11 protein-coding genes and 2 riboswitches are annotated in these 19,505 nt (G+C 66.6%); of the genes, 3 read left to right on the plus strand and 8 right to left on the minus strand.

Going from position 1 to position 19,505, the window contains the following annotated elements:
- Nucleotides 1-187 precede the first annotated feature (187 nt).
- Nucleotides 188-7,261: an autotransporter outer membrane beta-barrel domain-containing protein gene (locus HD841_RS18360; RefSeq protein ID WP_179510354.1), complete on the plus strand. Its 7,074-nt coding sequence runs from the start codon at nucleotides 188-190 to the stop codon at nucleotides 7,259-7,261.
- Between the two features lie 157 nt (nucleotides 7,262-7,418).
- On the opposite strand, the gene HD841_RS18365 is transcribed toward HD841_RS18360, so the two are convergent.
- The 6 genes from HD841_RS18365 to HD841_RS18390 all read right to left on the minus strand — a co-directional run bounded on the left by HD841_RS18365 (nucleotide 7,419) and on the right by HD841_RS18390 (nucleotide 13,745).
- The gene (locus HD841_RS18365; RefSeq protein WP_179510355.1) at nucleotides 7,419-9,074 is read right to left on the minus strand and encodes a relaxase/mobilization nuclease domain-containing protein; all 1,656 of its coding nucleotides are present in this window, start codon (nucleotides 9,072-9,074) and stop codon (nucleotides 7,419-7,421) included.
- A 32-nt stretch (nucleotides 9,075-9,106) separates the two neighbouring features.
- A complete protein-coding gene (locus HD841_RS18370) occupies nucleotides 9,107-9,715 on the minus strand; it encodes a ribbon-helix-helix domain-containing protein (protein ID WP_257015771.1) in 609 nt (202 codons plus the stop codon).
- A 530-nt stretch (nucleotides 9,716-10,245) separates the two neighbouring features.
- Nucleotides 10,246-10,530 (minus strand): ribbon-helix-helix domain-containing protein, encoded by a 285-nt coding sequence (locus HD841_RS18375; protein ID WP_179510356.1) that lies wholly within the window; start codon nucleotides 10,528-10,530, stop codon nucleotides 10,246-10,248.
- Nucleotides 10,527-11,189 (minus strand): ParA family partition ATPase, encoded by a 663-nt coding sequence (parA, locus tag HD841_RS18380; RefSeq protein WP_179510357.1) that lies wholly within the window; start codon nucleotides 11,187-11,189, stop codon nucleotides 10,527-10,529. The genes HD841_RS18375 and parA overlap by 4 nt, the downstream gene beginning before the upstream one ends.
- Nucleotides 11,190-11,517: 328 nt before the next feature.
- On the minus strand, nucleotides 11,518-12,324 hold the full coding sequence (locus HD841_RS18385) for a helix-turn-helix domain-containing protein (RefSeq protein ID WP_179510358.1): 807 nt from the start codon (nucleotides 12,322-12,324) through the stop codon (nucleotides 11,518-11,520).
- A gap of 455 nt (nucleotides 12,325-12,779) precedes the next feature.
- Nucleotides 12,780-13,745 (minus strand): replication initiator protein A, encoded by a 966-nt coding sequence (locus tag HD841_RS18390; protein ID WP_257015772.1) that lies wholly within the window; start codon nucleotides 13,743-13,745, stop codon nucleotides 12,780-12,782.
- Between the two features lie 323 nt (nucleotides 13,746-14,068).
- Nucleotides 14,069-14,158: riboswitch (glycine riboswitch) on the plus strand.
- 2 nt (nucleotides 14,159-14,160) lie between these two features.
- Nucleotides 14,161-14,227: riboswitch (glycine riboswitch) on the plus strand.
- A gap of 36 nt (nucleotides 14,228-14,263) precedes the next feature.
- Here HD841_RS18390 and HD841_RS18395 point away from each other — a divergent pair.
- The gene (locus tag HD841_RS18395) at nucleotides 14,264-15,685 is read left to right on the plus strand and encodes an L-serine ammonia-lyase (protein ID WP_179510359.1); all 1,422 of its coding nucleotides are present in this window, start codon (nucleotides 14,264-14,266) and stop codon (nucleotides 15,683-15,685) included.
- Between the two features lie 192 nt (nucleotides 15,686-15,877).
- Entirely contained in the window at nucleotides 15,878-17,344 is a 1,467-nt protein-coding gene (locus tag HD841_RS20825; RefSeq protein ID WP_257015773.1) for a sugar transferase, read from the plus strand.
- A 94-nt stretch (nucleotides 17,345-17,438) separates the two neighbouring features.
- Here HD841_RS20825 and galU read toward each other — a convergent pair whose 3' ends face one another.
- Together galU and HD841_RS18410 are read right to left on the minus strand one after the other, a co-directional pair.
- The gene (gene galU, locus HD841_RS18405; protein WP_179510360.1) at nucleotides 17,439-18,311 is read right to left on the minus strand and encodes a UTP--glucose-1-phosphate uridylyltransferase GalU; all 873 of its coding nucleotides are present in this window, start codon (nucleotides 18,309-18,311) and stop codon (nucleotides 17,439-17,441) included.
- Between the two features lie 134 nt (nucleotides 18,312-18,445).
- Entirely contained in the window at nucleotides 18,446-19,348 is a 903-nt protein-coding gene (locus tag HD841_RS18410) for a hypothetical protein (protein ID WP_179510361.1), read from the minus strand.
- Nucleotides 19,349-19,505: the final 157 nt, after the last annotated feature.

A 19,505-nucleotide genomic window follows, 5' to 3' on the forward strand; every position in this document is an offset into this window, starting at 1 on the left:
CGTCAATGTTCGTCTGCTCAAAGCCTGGCTCCCTTGCCCAGCCTTGAATCAGATCTTCAACTCAAACGGAATCCTATGAATGCAGACAGCGCCTAACCTGTCATAGACCTTTACCCATCTAGACGCGGCCCTGGCGGCATCTTACCACGATCGCCACATACCGGGGGGTTCTAGAATGATCGGGACGATGACGTCGACGCGGCTGGTACGGGTGCGTGCGCTGCAGACGAGTGGCATGGCCTTGGCGATGGCGACCGGGGCGATGGTCACCGCGGCTCCCGTATTCGCACAATGCGCGCCCGATCCTACCCAGACCAATGCGGTCACCACCTGCACCGGCACCGATAGCGACGGTCTTGTCGTCACCACCTACGGCACGACGGTCAACGTCCCCACCGGCGCGACGGTGCAGGGCAGCGGGCGGCCGGGGATCGCGGTGGCGCTGCCGTCGACCGATTACGGCAGCGCTGTCGGCGTCGCAATCGCCGGAACGGTCGATGGCGGCGCGCAGCCCGGGATCAGCCTGCTGTGGCAGCCGGCCGCGAGCGGCTATGGCTATAACGATGCCCGTCTGGCCCTTACCGTCGCGCAGGGCGGCAGCGTCACCGGCAGCAACGCGGTCGTCGTCGGTCGCAGCGGTTCAGGCTACGCCTATGGCAGCGCCAACGCAACGATCGACAACAGCGGTACGCTGACCGGCACCAGCGGCATCGCACTGCTCGCGGCCACGCCGGGCTATGGCAGCTTCGCGATCACCAATCGTGCAACGGGGACGATCGGCGCGATCAGTGGCACGGTCAGCACGCTCGACAACGCCGGGACGATCGACGGCGGTACGCGCAGCGCGATCGATTGGGGCACCGGCTATGCCTATGGCACGCTCTCCAACAGCGGCACGATCACTGTGGCGAGCAGCGCCGCGACGCTCGCCAACCTTTCCTCGAGCCAGACATTCGCGAACAGCGGCGCGATCACCAACACCGGCAGCGGCGCAGCGATCACCGGCAGCATGCTGACGATCACCAATACCGCGGGCGGACGGATCGCCACCGCCGGCACGACCGCGATCAGTGCTACCACGACGCTGACGCTGACCAATGCCGGCACGATCACCGGCAACGTCGTCACCGCCGCCAATTCAAATTATTATGGCGACAGCATCGTCGATTCCCACGCGGGAACGATTACCGGCTCGGTCACCTTCGGCAGCGGCGCCGACACGCTCGTCGCCGGCTGGAACAACGGGCTGGTCACCGGCATCACCGGCGCGATCGACGGCGGCGCCGGCACCGATACTTTGCGGGTCGACTTCACGGCCGATGCGACCGTCGCCAGTGCGATCCCGCTGCCGACCAATTTCGAACAGCTCAGCCTCGCGCCGGACGCCAAGGTCACCACGACGCTCGCCGATGGCTTCGTCGCGGCCGGACCGCTGACGATCGGCGGCTATGGCACGGTCGTCAACCGCACGACGCTGACTGGGACTCGCTCCGTGGTGCAGGTCGGCAGCTACGACTATGACAGCGCGCCGAACTTCACCAACGCCGGCACGATCATCGCGACCGGCGGCAGCGCCTATGATTATGCGATCGGCATCGGCTGGTACGTGACGCGGTTCGAGAACAGCGGCACAATCACCGCCGCGGGCGGCGGCGTCTCGGTGAGCGCGTCGGGAGAGATCGTCAACGCCTCGAGCGGCACGATCACCGCCGCCAATACCGGCGTCTCGCTGTTCAACGCGCGTTTCACCAATGCCGGCACGATCCGCTCGACCAACGGCACCGGCGTGATCCTGACCGGCTCCTACGGTGCCGACTGGAGCAACAGCGGTCTGATCGAAGGCAAGGTCGTCGGCGCGCGGATCGCTTCCTCGCTGGTCAACACCGGCACGATCACCTCGCCCGGCACTGGTGTGCTGGTCGATTATTACGGCGTGCTCGACAATCGTGCCAGCGGCACGATCAATGGCGGCGTCGCCGGCACATCCACCGGGTTGTCCAACGCGACGATCATCAATGCCGGTACGATCAACGGCGACGTGGCGCTGGTCGGCAGCACCTATGGCGGCAGCTATAACGCCAACCGCTTCTTCGCGCTGGCGGGCGGCGTGGTGAACGGCAATCTGGCGCTCGGCACCAATGATGTGCTGGTTGCGGAATTCGCCGGCAGCGGTGGCGGGCGGATCGCCGGCATCACCGGCACGATTACTGCCACCAATTCGACTTTGCGCTATCGCGTCCGCAGCGATACCGCGACCAGCCTCGCCACCCCGGCCGGCTTCGCCGGCATCGGCTACGATCTCTATGACGGCGCGACACTGACGCTGAGCGGCACCGCAACGCAGGCCCCCGGCCTGTACGTCCCGCCGCTGACGCTCGCCGGCCAGGGCGTGGTTGATCTCGACGCGACGATCGCCACCACCAGCCAGCCGGCGATCCAGGTCACGTCGCTGCTGCTCGCGCCGGGCGAGACGCAGCCGGCAACGCGCGGGCTCACCCTCACCAGCCGCGGTGAGCTGACGCTCGACCGATCGGACAGCAACACCTACCCTTATACGGCAGTGGCGCTGACCGGGGACGACACGTTCACCAACGCCGGCACGATCACCGTCCGCGATCGCGTCACGCCGAGCTACAGCCGAATCAATGCGATCGCCGGCGGCAAGAGCGTCGTCAACAGCGGCACGATCATGCTCGACAACGCCACCGGCGTATCGGGAGCGCTCAGCGTCACCAACAGCGGCTCGATCGTCCAGGTCGCGGGTGGTGGCGCGGCGACCGGGATCAGCGGGGTCTCCAATGTCATTAACAGCGGCACAATTGATGTCGCTGGCACTGCGGTGGCGCTCACCTCCTACGCCTATGGCACGATCACCAATTCGGGTCGGATCGCCAGTTCGGGCGATGTCGCGATTGGCGTGCCATCCTACGGCTATTCCAACGGCACCGTCATCACCAACATGACCGGCGGCACGATCGCCGGCGGGGCGGGCACGGCGATCCGCATGATGGGCGGCACGATCCGCAACGCCGGCACGATCACCGGCTCGATCGACCTTGCCTATTCGAGCTTTGGCGGCGTCAGTTATATACCCGCCACCTATATCGCCGAGGGCGGCACGCTGGCCGGCGATTTGCGCTTCGGCAGTGCCGACGACCAGCTGATCGCGATCGACGACGTCATCGGGGTCAGCGGCACCGTTGACGGCGGAGGCGGTATCGACACCTTCGTCCATGCGCGTACCAGCAGCGGCAGCGTCGCACTCGGCACCATGCCGGTGTCGCTGGTCAGTTTCGAACAGGAAGGTGCGCGCGCGATCGGCACCGACACCGTCGTCACGATCACTGCCGCAAATCCGGTTGCCGGTACCGTGCGCGTCTCGGGCGACGGGTCAATCGTCAACACCGCGACGATCCTCGGCGGCGTCTCGATCGGCACGAGCGAACCCTATTATATTGCCCCGTCGACGCCGCTCGCCGCCTTCACCAATAGCGGTACGCTCGGTAGTACCACGCTGGCCGGTCCGGCGCTGACGATGTACGACATCTCGGCAGTGACCAACACGGGCACGCTGATCAACAGTGGCGACACCCCGGCACTCTATCTATTGACCTACGGGCCGGCGACGATCGCCAATAGCGGGACGATTACCGGCGGGGTCGCCGGCTATCACTATACGTCCTATGCGACGGAGACACCGGTTCCAGCGACGGTGGCGATGACCAACACCGGCACGATCACCGGCAGCCGGCACGCGGTCACCCTCGCCTCCTCCACCGGCAGCGCCGGTGGCGCGACGGTGTCGCTCGACAACAGCGGCTCGATCGCGGCAACCGCGACCGGCGGCACCGCGCTCGTGCTGTACGCGATCGATTACAACACGACTACAGACGCCCGCACCGCCGTCACGCTGACGAACAGCGGCACGATCGGGGCCAACGGCGGCGGCAGTCCCCTGCCCGCAGACCCCTATGCCGGGGCCGCGCCGGTCTATGGCAGCACGCCGGCGATCGCCGTGCACACTTATGCGACATCGGCCAACCGGACGCAGATCACCAACACCGCGACCGGCACGATCGAGGCGACCGGCACGCTCTCCACCGCGGTCTACAGCGAAGGCGGCCTCGACCTGACCAACGCCGGCACGATCCGCGGCAGCAACGGCACCGCGCTCGCCAGCAACGACTACCTGTCCTATTATCTCGGCAGCGATCGGCTCGCCGGCGCGATCCAGACCGTCGGCGATGCCGACGACCGCATCGTCAATACCGGCACGATCATCGGCTCGATCGCGCTCGGCGGCGGCAGCGACCGGATCGAGAACCGCGGCACGATCACCGGCGACGTTGTCCTCGGCGCTGGCGACGATATCTTCCTCCAGCAGGTGAATGCGACGCTGACCGGCACGGTCGACGGCGGCGACGGCACCGATACGCTGATTGTCGATGCGACTGGCGGCGGCACGATCAACGCCGCGCAATTCGTCCATTTTGAAGGCCTTAGCCAGACCGGCCAAGGCAACGTCAACTATCTCGGAAGCTTCGGCTTCGATACGATCGGTCTCGTCGGCGGCACCATCACCGTCGCCGCGGGCGGCACACTGGGAACCAGCGGCCCGGTCGCGCTGACCGGCAGCAGCGCCGACGAGACAGTGATCAACAACGGCACCATCCTCGGCGCGGTCGCGCTCGGCGCGGGCAACGACACCTTCGTCGAAGGGCCGAACAGCCGCGTCACCGGTATCGTCGACGGCGGTGCCGGCGACGATCTCTATTCGGTCGTCCTCGCAGGCGACCGCAGCGGCATCGGCGCGCGCACCGGCTTCGAACGGCTCGCGGTCGGCGGCACCGGCACGCTGCGCCTGACGCTCGACCAGGATTTCACCAGCCTCGCGCTGAGCGGCGCCAACGCCGACCTGACGCTCGCCGGCTATCGCATCGCCGGCGCGACCGGATCGGATGCCGGCGAGACGCTGCGCGTCGACGGCGACATCGCCCGCGTCGCGCTGGGTGGCGGCGACGACACGCTCGCGCTCGATACGTCGGTCGCGATGGGCCGTTACGACGGCGGCAGCGGCACCGACACGCTCGCCTTCACCACGGCCGCGCCGGTGACATTGGTCGGCAGCGCGACCGGGTTCGAGCGCATCGCGGTGACCGGTGGCGCGCTGACCGTCGCGGGAACGCTCGGCAGCGCCGCAGCCCCCCTCGCCTTCACCACTGCCGATACGCAGCTGACCGTCGCTGACGGCGGCACGCTCGCCGGCATCATCGATCTCGGCACCGGCAACACGCGCTTCCGCCTCGCTGCGGGCGGCACGTTGGTCGGCAGCGTTGCGGGTGGTAGCCAGGGCAGTGCGATCGTCGCCCTCGCCGGCGACCGGACGCTGGCCAACGCGCTCACCGGCTTTGCGACGCTGACCACCGAAGGTACCGGCACGCTGGCGCTCGCCGGCAGCTACGCCTTCGACCGGGTCACCGGCAGCGGCAACCTTGCCGTTCTGGCGGGCAGCACGCTGACCGCCGGCCAGATCCGGTTCGGCGATGACGACAATCGCCTGACCATCGCCGGTCGCTTCGTCGGATCGGTGGATGGCGGCACCGGTCGCGACACAATCGCGGTTGCGAGCGGCAGCGAGGCGACACCGGTGGCGTTCGGCTCGATCGCCAACGTTGAGGCACTGACGATGACCGGCGGCTTCGCCACCGTGTCCGGCACCGCAACTCTCGGTACTGTCGACATGTCGGGAGGTCGACTTGTCGGCCTGTCGGGATCGACCCTCTCGGCGACGCAGTTCTTGGTCCGTCAGGGTGCGACCTTCGGCTCGGCCGGCACGGTCAACGGCAATGTCACCGTCGCCGGCATCCTCAGCCCCGGCGCGTCGCCGGGGACGATGACGGTGAACGGCAATGTCGCGCTCCAGAGCGGGTCGCTGTCGCTGTTTGAGATCACCCCGACCGTGTCGGACAAGCTGGTGGTCAACGGCCAGGTCGCGATTGCCCCGGGCGCGACGCTGCAGCTCGCGCCGAGCGGCACGCTGCGTGCCGGCACCTCCTACGACCTGATCACCGCGAGCGGCGGCATCACCGGCAGTTATACGACGATCCTCAAGCCCGACTCGCTGTTCGGCTTCGTCGTCCAGCGCGGCGACCGCATCCAGTTGCTCGGCCAGTTCCTCGACAATGCCACCTTCGCGCCGCAGGTCAGCCGCAGCATCGCTTATGCCAATACTACACTGGCAGCACCGGGATCGAGCGGCGCGCTGATCGCGGCCCTGCCGTCGCTGCTGACCGCCAACGGCGCGTCCAATCCGGCGGCCTTCGCGCAGATCACGCCGGAAGCCTATGCCTCGGCAAGCCAGATCGGCATCGACAATGCGCTAGCGTTGTCGGCCACCGCGCGCGGACCCGGCTTCGCCACGGGTGGCGACGACGTGCATCCCTATACCTTCGCGCAGATGCTGGGGGGCTGGCACCGGCTGGGGGCAGATGCCGCCGCGGGGACTGCGGCGACGCGCAGCCAGAGCTATGGCTTCCTCGGCGGCATCGGCATCGGCGATGCGACGTGGAGCGTCGGCGGCTTTGCCGGCTATCTTAACGATCGCCAGCAGATCGACGCCGTGGCCGCGCGCACCAAGCTCGACGGCTTCGTCGCCGGCATCCATGGCCGTTATCTTACGCCGAGTGGGCTCGGGGTCACCGCCTCGATCCTCTATGACGGCGGAGAGGCGCATACCGCGCGCGTGCTGCCCGGCGCGGCCGCGGCGACCGGGCGCTACGACCTGCACAGCTGGGTCAGCGACCTGTCGGTAAGCTACGGCCTCGGCCTCTCGTCCGAATGGACGCTGCGGCCCCGCGCCGGCCTGACGCTGGTCCGTACCACGCGCGACGGCGTCAGCGAGGCCGGCGGCAGCGCCTTCGCGCTCACCGTTGCGCGCGATCGCCACGTGGCCGGCTTCGCCGATGCCGGTCTGTCCTTCGCACGGAGCGACAGTTCGGCCGCGCCGTTGCGACCGTTCGTGTCGCTCGGCCTCCGCTACCAGATCAAGGGCAGCCGTACCGACGCGGTCGCCGGCTATGCCGGTGGTGGGCTCGGCCTCACTGCGCTGGGAGCGGCGCGCGCCGATCTGGTCGGCACCGCCGCGGCGGGCCTTGCCTATCGCCTGTCGACCGGGCTCGACCTGTTCAGCTCGGTCGCCTCGCAAACCGGCCGCGATGATCACCAGGAAAGCATGACCACAGGCGTCAGGTTGCGCTTCTGACGCTCCCCGCCTCCGGGTGGAGGGTATCGCAGAGGACGACGGGCAAGGCTTGCAAAAGCCTTGCCCGTTTGTCGTTCTGGAATGTGCATTTAGAACATCCCTTGCTCGCACTGTGCCACGATGCCCGCGATCATTATTGAATGATCGGCGTCGTCCGTCATCGACGTGGCCCACTCCTATCCTGCGACCGATCGCGCTGCTGTGTCAGTTCGCGTTCATGCTGCTGCGCAAGAACGCGATCGAGCGTCTGGCGCAGGAACTGTTCGACCTCGTCTACCGAAGGTGCCGGCGATGCCCGGCTCTCCTGCTCCAGGAGCGCTCGCATCTGTTCCGATCGTTCGGCGGCAGCGTGATCCCCTGACCGGTCGCGACCAGGCGAAGCGGCTGCCTCCTCCCCGGCCCTCCTCTCGGCTGCTCTGGTTCTCATCGCTTCGATCCGCGCCAGCGCCGTGGCAAGCGGATCATCAGCCCCGTCGCCGCCCTGTATGCGCGCTGCCCGCGCATTGACCATCGCATCGATCGCCGCCAGCGGATCGGCTCGATCGACATCCCCCGCGCGCCTCCGTTCGATCGCGGCCTTTGCCGCTTCCAGCCGCGTCAACGCCGCAGCAACCGGATCGTCAGCCCGTGCGCGTCGCGCCGTGATCTCCGCTGTTGCCGCCTTCAATCGGCCGAGCGCCGCAGCGACCGGATCGGTCGCGGCAGGCCCCTCCCCCCGGTCCGGTGCAGCCGGTGCGGTCATGCCGGCACCGCGATCGATCTGCATCGCGCGGATGGAATTGGGGATCGGCTCCGGCAGCGTCGTGACGAACTTTCGGAGGCTTTGCGCGGTGACCTGATCGGCGAGCGAGCGCGACGATGACAGCTCCCCGATCGACCGCTGGAACGTGTCGCGGACGATCGCCTGCCGTGCTGCCAGGACAGCTCTTGCCGGATCGGCGGCCCCCGTTTCGCGCAGCCGGCGCAGGCGGTCCGCGCGACTTTTGTCGATGCGCGGAACCTCGCCCTGCTCGCGTATCTTGCGCGCCGCGATCGGCTCATGCCTGGGATCGATCCCGCGCGCCCGCGCCGGCGTCGCGTTCGCTTCGATGCCGCGGTCACGCAGTTTCTGCGCGAAGCGCTGCCGATACCGGAACAGGTCGTCACGATCGGGATGGAAGCGCCGGCCGTCGTGATCGCGGCGCGCCACGGTCAGATGCACATGCGGATGATCCCGGTCGACGTGCAGCGCCGCGACCCAGGACCGGTTCGCGAACTCCTCGCGCGCGAACGCCAGCGCCGCCTCTTTCAGCCGTTCGGGATCGGTGTTCGCCGGCATGGAAAGGATCATCGACAGCGACGTGGCACCCTGCCGGCGCGCTTCGTCGCCGCTCTCCCACCTCTGCCAGTCACGGGCCAGTGCCTGCATGTCGCGGGCGTCGCGCAGCACCTCGCCCTCGCTCGTATGAAGGTCGATCTGCTCGTCCGGGCCGTGCCCGAGCCGACTGATATAGCTCATGTTGGCGAGCACATGACCGCTGCCATGCTGGCGGCCGGTCACCCGCACCATGACCTCGGGCACACCGCGCGCAGTCCGCTCCATCGTCATGATCGCGCGATTGGTCACCGCGGCATGCGATCCTCCGCCAAACGCCTTTTTGACCTGCCCGCCCGGGCGATATCCACCCTCTGATGATGCCGGCTTTGTTGCCGGTTTGGTCAGCATCGACGCGACGGCAAACGCCAGCATGGTGCCGTCGGTGTTGGCGCGTTTGCCCTTCCCGCCTCCCGAATGCGACACGCGTTTTCGAGGCGGCGCGAACACGTCCGCCATCGAGTCCAGCGTCCCCGGAGAGAGGCGAAAACTCACTCCGCCACCCGCTCGTCCGCGCCTGTCCAATAGGCCACTTCGCCGCTCGCGTATGTGCTCAGCGTCTCGCGCAGGTCGAACAGGTGCGCCTTCAAATCAACGCAAGTGTCGATGAACGGCGCGGCGATCCGCGCGATATCAAGCGCGCTGCCGGGCATGTTCGCTGCGTTCATGGCATGCACCGCCTGGTTGATGTTGCGGCCGATCCTGATGACCTGTTTGCGCAGCTTGCCGATCTCGGCCTGCGTGATCGGCGCGAGGCGCAACACCCCTGCCCTGTCCCAGAGCTGCCACCGAATGGCGCGCTTGAGCCACTCGTTGCGGCTCAGCCCGAGCGGTGCGCCGACCGTGTCGATCGCCTCGATCTCGTGGCGACGAAGGCGCAGCGTCACCCGCACGGTGTCGTCCGGACGACCACCCGCAGCGGCCGGCACCAGCGGGAGCTTCTCGCCGCCCTCGGCCAGCACGAGCTGCGTCAGTGCGCGCGACATCCAAGCAGAACGGCTTTGGCCGTTCGCGGCAGCGAGGCGATCGATCTCGGCCGCAACGTCATCAGAAACGCGAGCAGTCACAATCAATGGCCCAGCCCCGTGCAGCGGCGCCATCGTACCGTTGTATACAACGGTGCCAGATGGCATATCCTGCCATACCTTCGTTCCACGCCTATTTATCGTATACCCCACGCCTCTCACAAGCGCCCTGAACACGAACAACGTGGAAGAAGGGGTTGGTTCTGCCGTGCATCAGCCGAGCCTTTTCAGCTGCAGGCGCAGCCGGCCGCCGCGTACAAACGCCCGCCATCGACACTGCTCTACAATGGTCGAGACCTTGCAGGTCCAGGTCTTAGGCGTGCGCTACCGCACGCAGCATCGCCCGCCCCATCTCCCTACATTTCGACGGAACGATGCCAATCGCTCCAGCCTCCAAGGGCGACGATCTGGCAACGATCTAAGTGGGTCGCGAACGAGTGTATCGGCCGGTGCGGCAGGAAACTGACGGATTGGCATCACGCGCAAGAACGGGTGCCATCCATTCCGCTGTGTCACCACCGAAAGCCGCATATGCGTTCGGCTTGCTAGGTACCCGTTGCGGCCATCCAAGCGCCATCCGACGCTGAAACCGAAACGCGTCTTCGTTAATCCCCGATCGGGCTCTCGCCATGTTTGCGCAGCACATCGTTGAACGCTTCGGCCATCAGCGCCTGGAGGCTGCGGCCTTGGCGGCGGGCGAGCGTGTGCATCGCGAACGACATCTCGGGACTGAAGAAGCCGGCGATCTGCTTGCGGCCCTGGCGACTGACCGGGACCTGCCCCCCTGCCCCGGCAGACGGCGCGGGTGCGACGACCGGGGCCGGCACTGCAGCAGGCGGGGGTGGCGGGGCGACGGTGCGCAGATTGGCGAAACTCGGCTTGCGGCTCATGCGGATACCTTCTTGCGGGTCTTGGCCTTAGCAACCGGTAGGCCGACCTGTCGACATGTCCACGCGTAGAGCTGTCGAATATCATCCGCCGCCTTGCCGTCGGGTTCGTATTCCATGACGGTACGCCCCTCGCCGCTCGCGTGGCGAAAGGCGGCGCGGTCGGGGATCTGCACCGGGCAGGGTGGCGTGCCGAAACCGTCGACCAGTTCACCTGCCTCCTGATAGACGCGCGGCGCATTGGGCGAACCGGCGGTGAACACGACATAGGCGGGCTTGCGCAGCAGCTGCACCAGCTTCGCGGTCGTCTGGATCGCCGACAGGTCGAACGCGCTCGGTCGGCACGGGATCAGCACGAGATCGGCGACTTCGACTGCAGCGCGTGCGGCGCTGTCGGCATGGGGCGGCGTGTCGATGACGATCAGCTCGGCGCCCTGTCCGCGCGCCGCCTCGACCTTGGCGGCGAGCCGCGGTGGCGGGCTGTCGATCACCTCGGGCGGCGCCTCCTGCCGCCAGGCAGCCCATTGGCTGGCGGTCGCCTGCGGGTCGGTATCGATGATGAGCGCGACGCGGCCGGCGTCCTGCGCGGCTGCGGCAAGGTGAAGGGCGAGCGTCGTCTTGCCCGCGCCGCCCTTCTGACTGATGATCGCGATGGTCGCCATGTCGCCCTCCCTACATGTCTACATGCCGACGTGGCAAGTCCTCGACGTATAGACATATAGACGCGTCGAACAGGGTCGATCCGATCACCGGTCGCTTGTCGTCTTGGGTCACTGCCGTTTCGACGTGCCCTGCCCTGCCCCGTCCGGGCACGGTAACACCCGTGAGACGTGCGCCGGCAACCGCTTGCTCCTTCTAGGGAGCATGTGACGGCGTAGCCGGCACTCCTGTCGGCTCGGCTTTCATTTGCCTCGATGTGTGGTGTTCGTGTCCTCTTCGTTGTCGCCAGACGTATGTGTTGGCCGCCTAGGCCAACTCGAAACATCCTGTTCAATAAGAATCTAATCGGGGTTGCGGATGGTTTTGAGACTCACGGAGAGGCACGTCGCCGAAACGATCGATTGCCGCTCCCAGCGCGGCCAACACCTTGCCCAGGGTGCCGCCCACCACGGTCTTGGCACGATCACAACAGGACAGGCCGGCCAGCATCGTCGCATACGCATCCGCCTCGCTCGCGCGATGCGCCTCGTGATCGACCGGCAGTGGCGCGGGCCGCATCCAGCGCGGCAGATAGGCGAGCACGCGCGCCGGTAGCAGCGGGCGATAGGCATTGGAGGTCTGGCGATAGCGCGGCCCCTCCCCTTCGACGCGCTTGAAGCGACGCTGCCGGACAAGGAAACCGCAGCGATCGAGCGCCTGCACCGCACGCGCGACGGTGGCGCGGCCGAGCGCGGTCGCCTCGGCGAGCCAGTCGTAGCTCGGGTAGACGCGGCCCTGGTTGAGCCGGGCGAGCGCGCACATTTCCTCGAAGACGCGCACCGCGGCAGCGGTCAGCCCGGCGATCGCGCGTTCGGTGGCGCTGAGCGTGCGCGTGCCGGCCCGTTCCTCGCGGCGCAGCCGACGGCCGGCGTCGAGCGCGCGGCGACAGGCGCGCAGCAGCCGGTCGGTCTCACCGGGCGCGGGCGTCGCGAAGAACACATCCTCGAACGTCCCGACCTCGAGACTGTCGCGCAGCACCGGCGCGCCGGTGCGGTGGGGCGTGCGCGGGCGGGCCGTAGCGCGGGACGCACCACGCAGCCCGCCGTCCGCACGCGCGAGCACGCGTGCGCTTGCCTCCCCGAGGGTAAACGCCGTCATCTTCCATCCCCTTGCGGGGCCGGGACCGAGGACAAAAAAGACCGTGGCGCGAAACGCGCATCCTTGAACCGGAACGGGTTCGGAGCTATTCGGGAGACGTGAGCTGTTGAAAAAGTCACTGGATCGACGTTTGGCGACGCCGGTCTCTCGAATACCTCCTGGGATGCCCGGCCTTCGTGCCGGGCTTTCCTTTATGTGGTCACGGCCACTCCATGAACATCGCCGCGGTCGACATGACCGCGCCCCATTCTTGTTGCAGCAATGATCCAACAGCGGAAGCGGCTACGATTCGTGCTTTCGAGTATTTAACACGAAAAAAGTTCGTGCTTTCGAGTAGAATAACCGTTTCTATTCGTGCTTTCGAGTAACAATGGCGCCGGCGCATTCGTGCTTTCGGGTAGGAATGCAGACGTTCCATTCGTGCTTTCGGGTAACAATTCGGCGATGGCCGCGAATCACCCGGCGGGATTGGTTCCGTCCGCGGCGGCTGATTCGACGATGGTGCGATGCTCGCTGAGCACCGCCTGCCCCGGCTGCGGCCGCGGCGTGATCACCACCCGGTTCTGCGGCGCGCGCCGGCCGCGACGCGGCGCGGCGCCCTGCTCCTCCGCGGCCTCGGTCTCGACCAGTTCGAGGTGGTAATCGGGGATGCCGTCGGTCGCGACGATCTGCTTCAACGCTGCCTTGAAGTTCGACAGCGGGTTCTGATAGCCGATCTGGAGGCGGAAGGTGGCGAGGTCGAGGTCGAGCCCCCCCTCCTCGCAGGTCGAGCGTGCGACCTCGTAGATGCGCCGTTCGATCGGCCCCAATTGGAAATAGGCCGCGGCATAATCGAGCACGTGGCGATCAAGCAGGATCGCGCGGAACAGCCAATCGCATAGCCGCACCTTGACCGCCTTCAGGCGGCGTTCGCCGCTCTTCGTCTTGGAATAATGGAGCTTCGCCTCGGAGAGCCACGAGAAGAAGCCCTCCTCCCCCTCCCCGCCCGCTTCGATGTTGGTCTTGATCTGCGTGCCCTGCAGCCGCTCGAGCGCCTCCGACAGCCGGCCGTAGGAGCGCGCGCTGTGGTTGGAGCCGGTGACCGAGAACAGGTCGTGTGCGGTGAAGATGAAATCCTGCTCGACATGCTCGCCCGCCTCGAGCTTCGCCGCCATCAGGCTGGCGATATAGAGCACGATCTCCTTGTCGTAGATCGTCGCGACGCCGCTCGCGCTGGGGCGGACCTCGATCGACACGGTGGCGTGGTCGTAGGTCAGCGGCTTCATCCAGGCGTTTTTGGAGAGCGCGAAGAAGGGAAAGGCCATCAGCGACCGCTCGCCGCGGATCTCGCCGTGCAGCGGGCTGTCGAGCGTGAACAGGTCGCGATGCTGGGGGGTACCGGAGCTGGTCGCAGGGCGGGACGGGGCAGGGGAACGGGCCATGGTCATTTCCTACTCGAAAGCACGAAGATTTGGCACCCCGCACGGGATTCCCGAGGGAAATCGGGTCCGGACGCCGTTCCATTCGTGCTTTCGAGTAGGAAATACACCGCTACCGGGGCGGCCGCAGGGGGAGGGCGCACTGTCCGCTATCGGGTACGACGCGTCGACGTGTCGGCACGTCTAATCCCCGACGCCGGGCCGCCAAAAATCTGTGATCCAACGAACGATCAATCGACAGGTCGATCTGTCGACATGTCGATTCTTCGGCCTGACGCAACGTCGGCAGCGCCTCTTGACCGGGGGGCGGGCGATGATACCGTCTGCCGCGTCGATACGGGAGAGACCGGGCTTGCCCCGGCGCCGAAGGAGCAACCGCCCCGGAAACTCTCAGGCAGAAGGACCGGTCGGCGCTGGACATCTGGAGAGTGGCACCCCCCGGTGCCCGCCGACGGGATAATGATCTCAGGCGCAAGGGACAGATGGGGCATGCAGGCCGGTGACGCCGGCGGAAGGACCGCATGCAAACCGATCCCGTCATCACGCCGCTCGACCGCGGCCTCGACCGGCCGATCAGCGTCGTCGAACTGTTCACGATCGGCGTCGGCCCGTCGAGCTCGCATACCGTCGGCCCGATGCGCGCCGCCTTCGACTTCGCGCAACGCGTGGCGGGGCAGGGGGCGGGGCAGGGGGCGACGTCAGGCCATGGGGCTCCGACCGGCGTCACCTGCGACCTGTACGGCTCGCTGGCGCTGACCGGTCGCGGCCATGCGACCGACACCGCCGCGATCCTCGGCCTCGCCGGCTGGCAGCCGGAGGCGCTCGATCCCGATACGGCGCCCGCGATCCTTGCCGATATCCGCGATCGTCGCCGGCTGCCGCTGGGCGGCGGGGCGGAGATCGCCTTCGCCCCCGACGACATCGTCTTCCATCCGCGCGATTTCTTGCCCGAGCATCCCAACGGCATGACCTTCACCGCGCGCTTCGCCGACGGCAGCATCGCGGCGGAAACCTATTTCTCGATCGGGGGCGGCGCGATCCTGCGCAAGGGCGAGCGGCTCGCTGCGGGCAATGTCGCGGTACGCTATCCGTTCAGCTCGGGCGCCGACCTGCTCGTGCTCGGCGATGCCACCGGCCTGTCGATCGCCGAGCTGGTCCGCGCCAACGAGGAGGCGTGGCGCAGCCCGGCGGAGACCGACGCCTTCCTCGACGCGGTCCGCGCCGCGATGAGCGCCTGTATCGACCGCGGCATCGCGCAGGAGGGCGTGCTGCCCGGCGGGCTCAGGGTGCGGCGCCGCGCCCGCGCGCTCCAGCAGAGCCTCACCGGCGACGCCCCCGGCCGCAACCCTGCGGAGGTGTTCGAATGGGTCAGCCTGTGGGCGCTGGCGGTCAACGAGGAGAATGCGGCGGGCGGTCGGGTGGTGACCGCGCCGACTAACGGCGCGGCCGGCGTGCTGCCTGCGGTGCTGCGCTTCTACGAGACGCTGATCGAGGGCGCCGACGGTGCGGGGGCACGCCGTTTCCTGCTCACCGCCGCGGCGATCGGCATGCTCTACAAGAAGCGCGCCTCGATCTCGGCGGCCGAAATGGGGTGCCAGGGGGAGGTGGGGGTCGCCTGTTCGATGGCGGCGGGCGCGCTTGCCGCGGTGCTCGGCGGCAGCAACCGCCAGATCGAGAATGCCGCCGAGATCGGCATGGAGCATAATCTCGGCCTGACCTGCGATCCGATCGGCGGGCTGGTGCAGATCCCGTGCATCGAGCGCAACACGATGGGCGCGGTCAAGGCGATCAACGCCGCCTATCTTGCGCTACGCGGCGATGGCAGCCATGTCGTCAGCCTCGACGCGGTGATCGAGACGATGCGCCAGACCGGCGAGGACATGCGCTCGAAATACAAGGAGACGAGCCTCGGCGGACTGGCCGTCAACGTGGTGGAATGTTGACGTGTCGGGATGTCGGAGTGTCGGGGTGTCGACACGGTCAGTTAAAATAATGTTGAACTTGCTTCGTAAGATCGCGACAGCTTTGCAGAAGCCAAGCTTCGACAGAGCCAATCCTTTTCCGTCCCCCCAAACAGGCGGCTCCCCCTCCGTCCGATTGAGCTTAACCGCCGATATGGTTATTACCCCTGCCCCATGAGCCGTATCGATGACGGGCAAGTTAAGGTATGCGTTGACATGTTGGACGATGTGAACCCGCGGATCGTAAAACGCGGTTCTCCGTCTGACCAGCCGATGACCGATTTCCATCGCGCCGGATCACGTTGGAGTCCGCGTAGCACGCTGTTGCAGTTCAGAGCCGTCCTATACCTCTTGTGCGTCGATGCCGCCGCCATCTTTGCTGGCTTCATGTGCGCCGCCATTCCGCGTTATGCCTTGTCGCTCGATACCGGCTGGCTGGTGTTCGCACTCGTGCTGATCCCGCTGTACGCGCTGATCGCGTCGAACCTAGATGCCTATGATACGGCCAATCTCCAGGATCCCTTCCGGGCGATCCGTCGTGGTCTTCAGGCGCTGGTGCTCGCCGCGGGCTGCGTTCTCCTTGCGGTCTTCTACCTGAAATCGGGCACGACGTTCTCGCGTCTGACGATCGGGTTCGGGTCGGCGCTCGCCACCGTCTTCCTCGGTGTGGCGCGTTACACCTTCGTGCGCCATCTCGATCGGATTGTCGGTGGAAATCCCTTCAGCTCGATCCTGTTGTGCGACCAAGGCGCCCCCATCCCGCCGGGCGACTTTTCGATGATCATGGCGGCTGAATCGTATTTCGATCCCGAAGAACATGATCCGCACATGTATGATCGCCTAGCGACGCTCATCGCCAGCGCGGACCGGGTCGTGGTGACATGCGCGCCCGAGCGACGCATGGCTTGGGCGCAGGCCCTGCGTGGCGCCAATGTGCAAAGCGAGATTGTCGTCCCGGAGTTGATGGCCTTGGCGCCGTTGGGGCTCGGTCTCAACCGCGACGTACCGACGATCATCGTTGCGGTGGGCCCTCTCAACCTGATGGATCGCATCATCAAGCGATCGTTCGACCTCGTGCTTGCGTCGGCTGCCTTGATCTGCCTGACGCCGCTCCTCATCCTTACTGCGCTTGCCGTACGCTTCAACAGCCCAGGTCCCATCCTGTTCAAGCAGGTTCGAATCGGGCGCGGCAACCAGATGTTCCGGATGTACAAGTTCCGCTCGATGTACGTTCGAGAACTCGACGGGGCAGGACATCGATCAACATCGCGGGACGACGATCGCGTCACCCCGGTCGGTCGCTTTATCCGCCGCACCAGCGTCGACGAACTGCCCCAGCTCATCAACGTGCTGAAGGGCGATATGAGCATCGTGGGTCCGCGCCCCCATGCCTTGGGCTCACGAGCGGCAGACAAATTGTTCTGGGAGGTCGATCAGCGCTATTGGGGGCGTCATGCCACCAAGCCGGGCCTTACGGGGCTGGCGCAGATTCGCGGTTATCGCGGCGCCACGCTGGTGGAGGACGATCTCAAGAACCGCCTGCTCGCCGATCTCGAATATCTCGAAAATTGGTCGATCTGGCGGGATATCAAGATTATCTTCCTGACAGTACGCGTGATCCTTCACCGCAACGCTTATTAGCCAGCCGCGCGGCACCGCCGGCAGGCGTGTCGCGATCGATTAAATCTGACACGTCGACAGGCCGACACGTCGACGTGTCGGCCTATCACACATTCTACTTGGCGAGCAGCCCCTCGGCGAAGCTGCGGACGCTCGGGCCGATGTCGGCGCGGGCGAGGGCGAGGGCGAGGTTGGCCTGGATATAGCCAGCCTTGTCGCCGCAATCGTAGCGCTCGCCGTCGAAGGTGAAGCCGTGGAACGGCTGCTGGCCGATCAGCTGCGCCATCGCATCGGTCAGCTGGATCTCGCCGCCCGCACCCTTTTCCTGGCTTTCGAGGATGCGCATCACCTCGGGCTGGAGAATGTAGCGGCCCGGGATCATCAGGTTGGACGGCGCGCTGCCCTGCTTGGGCTTCTCGACCAGCGCCTTCACCTCGGTGAGCCGTCCGTCGACCGCGCCCGGCGAGATGATGCCATATTTGTCGGTCTCGCTGTCCGCGACCTCGAGCGCGCCGACGATATTGCCGCCGACCTGATTATAGGCCTCGACCATCTGCGCGATGAAGCCGGGCTTGCCGACCATCAGCTCGTCGGGGAGCAGCACCGCGAACGGCTCGTCACCGACGATCTCGCGCGCGCACCACACGGCGTGGCCGAGGCCGAGCGGCTCCTGCTGGCGGACGTAGACCGGCGAGCCGGGCTTCTGGCGGATGCCCTCGATGACGGCGAGCGACTTGCCGCGCGCGCGCATCGTGTCCTCAAGCTCGTAGGAGATATCGAAATGATCCTCGAGCGCGCCCTTGCCACGACCGGTGACGAAGATGATCTGCTCGATCCCCGCCTCGAGCGCTTCCTCGACCGCATATTGGATCAACGGCTTGTCGACGACGGTCAGCATCTCCTTGGGCATCGCCTTGGTCGCGGGGAGGAACCGCGTGCCGAGACCGGCCACCGGGAATACCGCTTTGCGTACACGCTTGATCGTCATCACTGGTCCCATCGATTGCTGTGGAGGCGGCCCAGACCACCCGTTGCCGGGGTCTAGAATGTTATGAAGACAGAGGAAATACGGTCATCCGGCGATCTGTACCGGATCGGTCACGCTTCGGCGGACGCCGGCGATCAGCGCAACCGGCCGGCGGCATCGCGCGCGAGCAGCCCGCGCACGTCCTCGGCATAGGGGGGACGGCGCAGCCATTGATGGCGGATATGGTCGAAGATGCGGCGAACCGCGCCACCCGTCGGCGAGCGGACGGCGAGCGGGAGCAGCGCCAGCACGCGCCAGGCGAGCCCCCAGCGGCCGACCCGCGCGCCCGCCGCGGTCACGCCGGACGAGGCAACGAGGCTGGGCCAGGGCATGGTGAAATGGCCGAGCGCCGCGTCGATATCGGATTCATAGCTGCGGTTAATGAAGCCATTCGCCTCCTTCAGCGCGCCAACCGGCCGGGTATGGCGAATCGGGATGGCGTCGATGATCGCGAAGCGGCGGTCCTCGGGCGGCAGCGCGCTGCCCCAGACCAGGTCGATGCCGCTTTCCCAGCCGTAATCGAACAGCGGCGCGACCTGGTGCAGCGCGCGCGCCGCGAAGAAGGGCGCCATCATCTCGATGTAATTGACGGTGCGGAACGCGAACAGCGGATTGCGCACCGTACCGGCATAAGTGAAATAGCTGTCCCAGGTCAGGCTGGGCTGGAAGATCGTGAACCCCTCCGCCGTGCCGAGCGCGAACAGCCGGCTGAGACTGTCGGCATCGGTGTCGATGTCGTCGTCGATCAGCGCGACATAGTCATATTGGGCGATGAAATCGTGATTGTCCGACAGGGTCGCACGCCAGCCCTGCACCTTGGTGCCGGGGATGAAGCGGTGGAAGGTGCCGGGCGCGTCGATCGGCCGGCTGTTCGGGTCGAAGGACGCGACGAGCAGGTCGAAGTCGCGCCGGTCATCGGGCGTCAGCCAGCGCGCGTGCAGGCTTTTCGGTCCCGCCCGCGTGATGACCAGATTTTTCGACGTCGCCGGGCCAAGCATTAATAGGCAGTCCTGGAGTACATGAGGCTCCCGTGTCTCCGCAGGGCGTACGTCGCGGCAATGCTGCCGGTGTCGGGCGCTTTATCCGGTGCAGTTAGCGCGTTTCGCCTTGATAATCCAGCATCCTGTCGCATCTCGATCGTCCCACATAAGCATT

It is taken from the genome of Sphingomonas melonis (genome assembly GCF_013409985.1).
Classification (GTDB): domain Bacteria; phylum Pseudomonadota; class Alphaproteobacteria; order Sphingomonadales; family Sphingomonadaceae; genus Sphingomonas; species Sphingomonas melonis_A.

What these genes read in the sequence shown, in the direction of transcription:
- HD841_RS18410 (WP_179510361.1), bottom strand. Translation starts at nt 19,348, where the DNA reads ATGCTTGGCCCGGCGACGTCGAAAAATCTGGTCATCACGCGGGCGGGA.
- HD841_RS18385 (WP_179510358.1), bottom strand. Translation starts at nt 12,324, where the DNA reads ATGACGGCGTTTACCCTCGGGGAGGCAAGCGCACGCGTGCTCGCGCGT.
- HD841_RS18370 (WP_257015771.1), bottom strand. Translation starts at nt 9,715, where the DNA reads ATGGCGCCGCTGCACGGGGCTGGGCCATTGATTGTGACTGCTCGCGTT.
- HD841_RS18360 (WP_179510354.1), top strand. Translation starts at nt 188, where the DNA reads ATGACGTCGACGCGGCTGGTACGGGTGCGTGCGCTGCAGACGAGTGGC.
- galU (WP_179510360.1), bottom strand. Translation starts at nt 18,311, where the DNA reads ATGACGATCAAGCGTGTACGCAAAGCGGTATTCCCGGTGGCCGGTCTC.
- HD841_RS18390 (WP_257015772.1), bottom strand. Translation starts at nt 13,745, where the DNA reads ATGGCCCGTTCCCCTGCCCCGTCCCGCCCTGCGACCAGCTCCGGTACC.
- parA (WP_179510357.1), bottom strand. Translation starts at nt 11,189, where the DNA reads ATGGCGACCATCGCGATCATCAGTCAGAAGGGCGGCGCGGGCAAGACG.
- HD841_RS18375 (WP_179510356.1), bottom strand. Translation starts at nt 10,530, where the DNA reads ATGAGCCGCAAGCCGAGTTTCGCCAATCTGCGCACCGTCGCCCCGCCA.
- HD841_RS20825 (WP_257015773.1), top strand. Translation starts at nt 15,878, where the DNA reads ATGAGCCGTATCGATGACGGGCAAGTTAAGGTATGCGTTGACATGTTG.
- HD841_RS18365 (WP_179510355.1), bottom strand. Translation starts at nt 9,074, where the DNA reads ATGGCGGACGTGTTCGCGCCGCCTCGAAAACGCGTGTCGCATTCGGGA.
- HD841_RS18395 (WP_179510359.1), top strand. Translation starts at nt 14,264, where the DNA reads ATGCAAACCGATCCCGTCATCACGCCGCTCGACCGCGGCCTCGACCGG.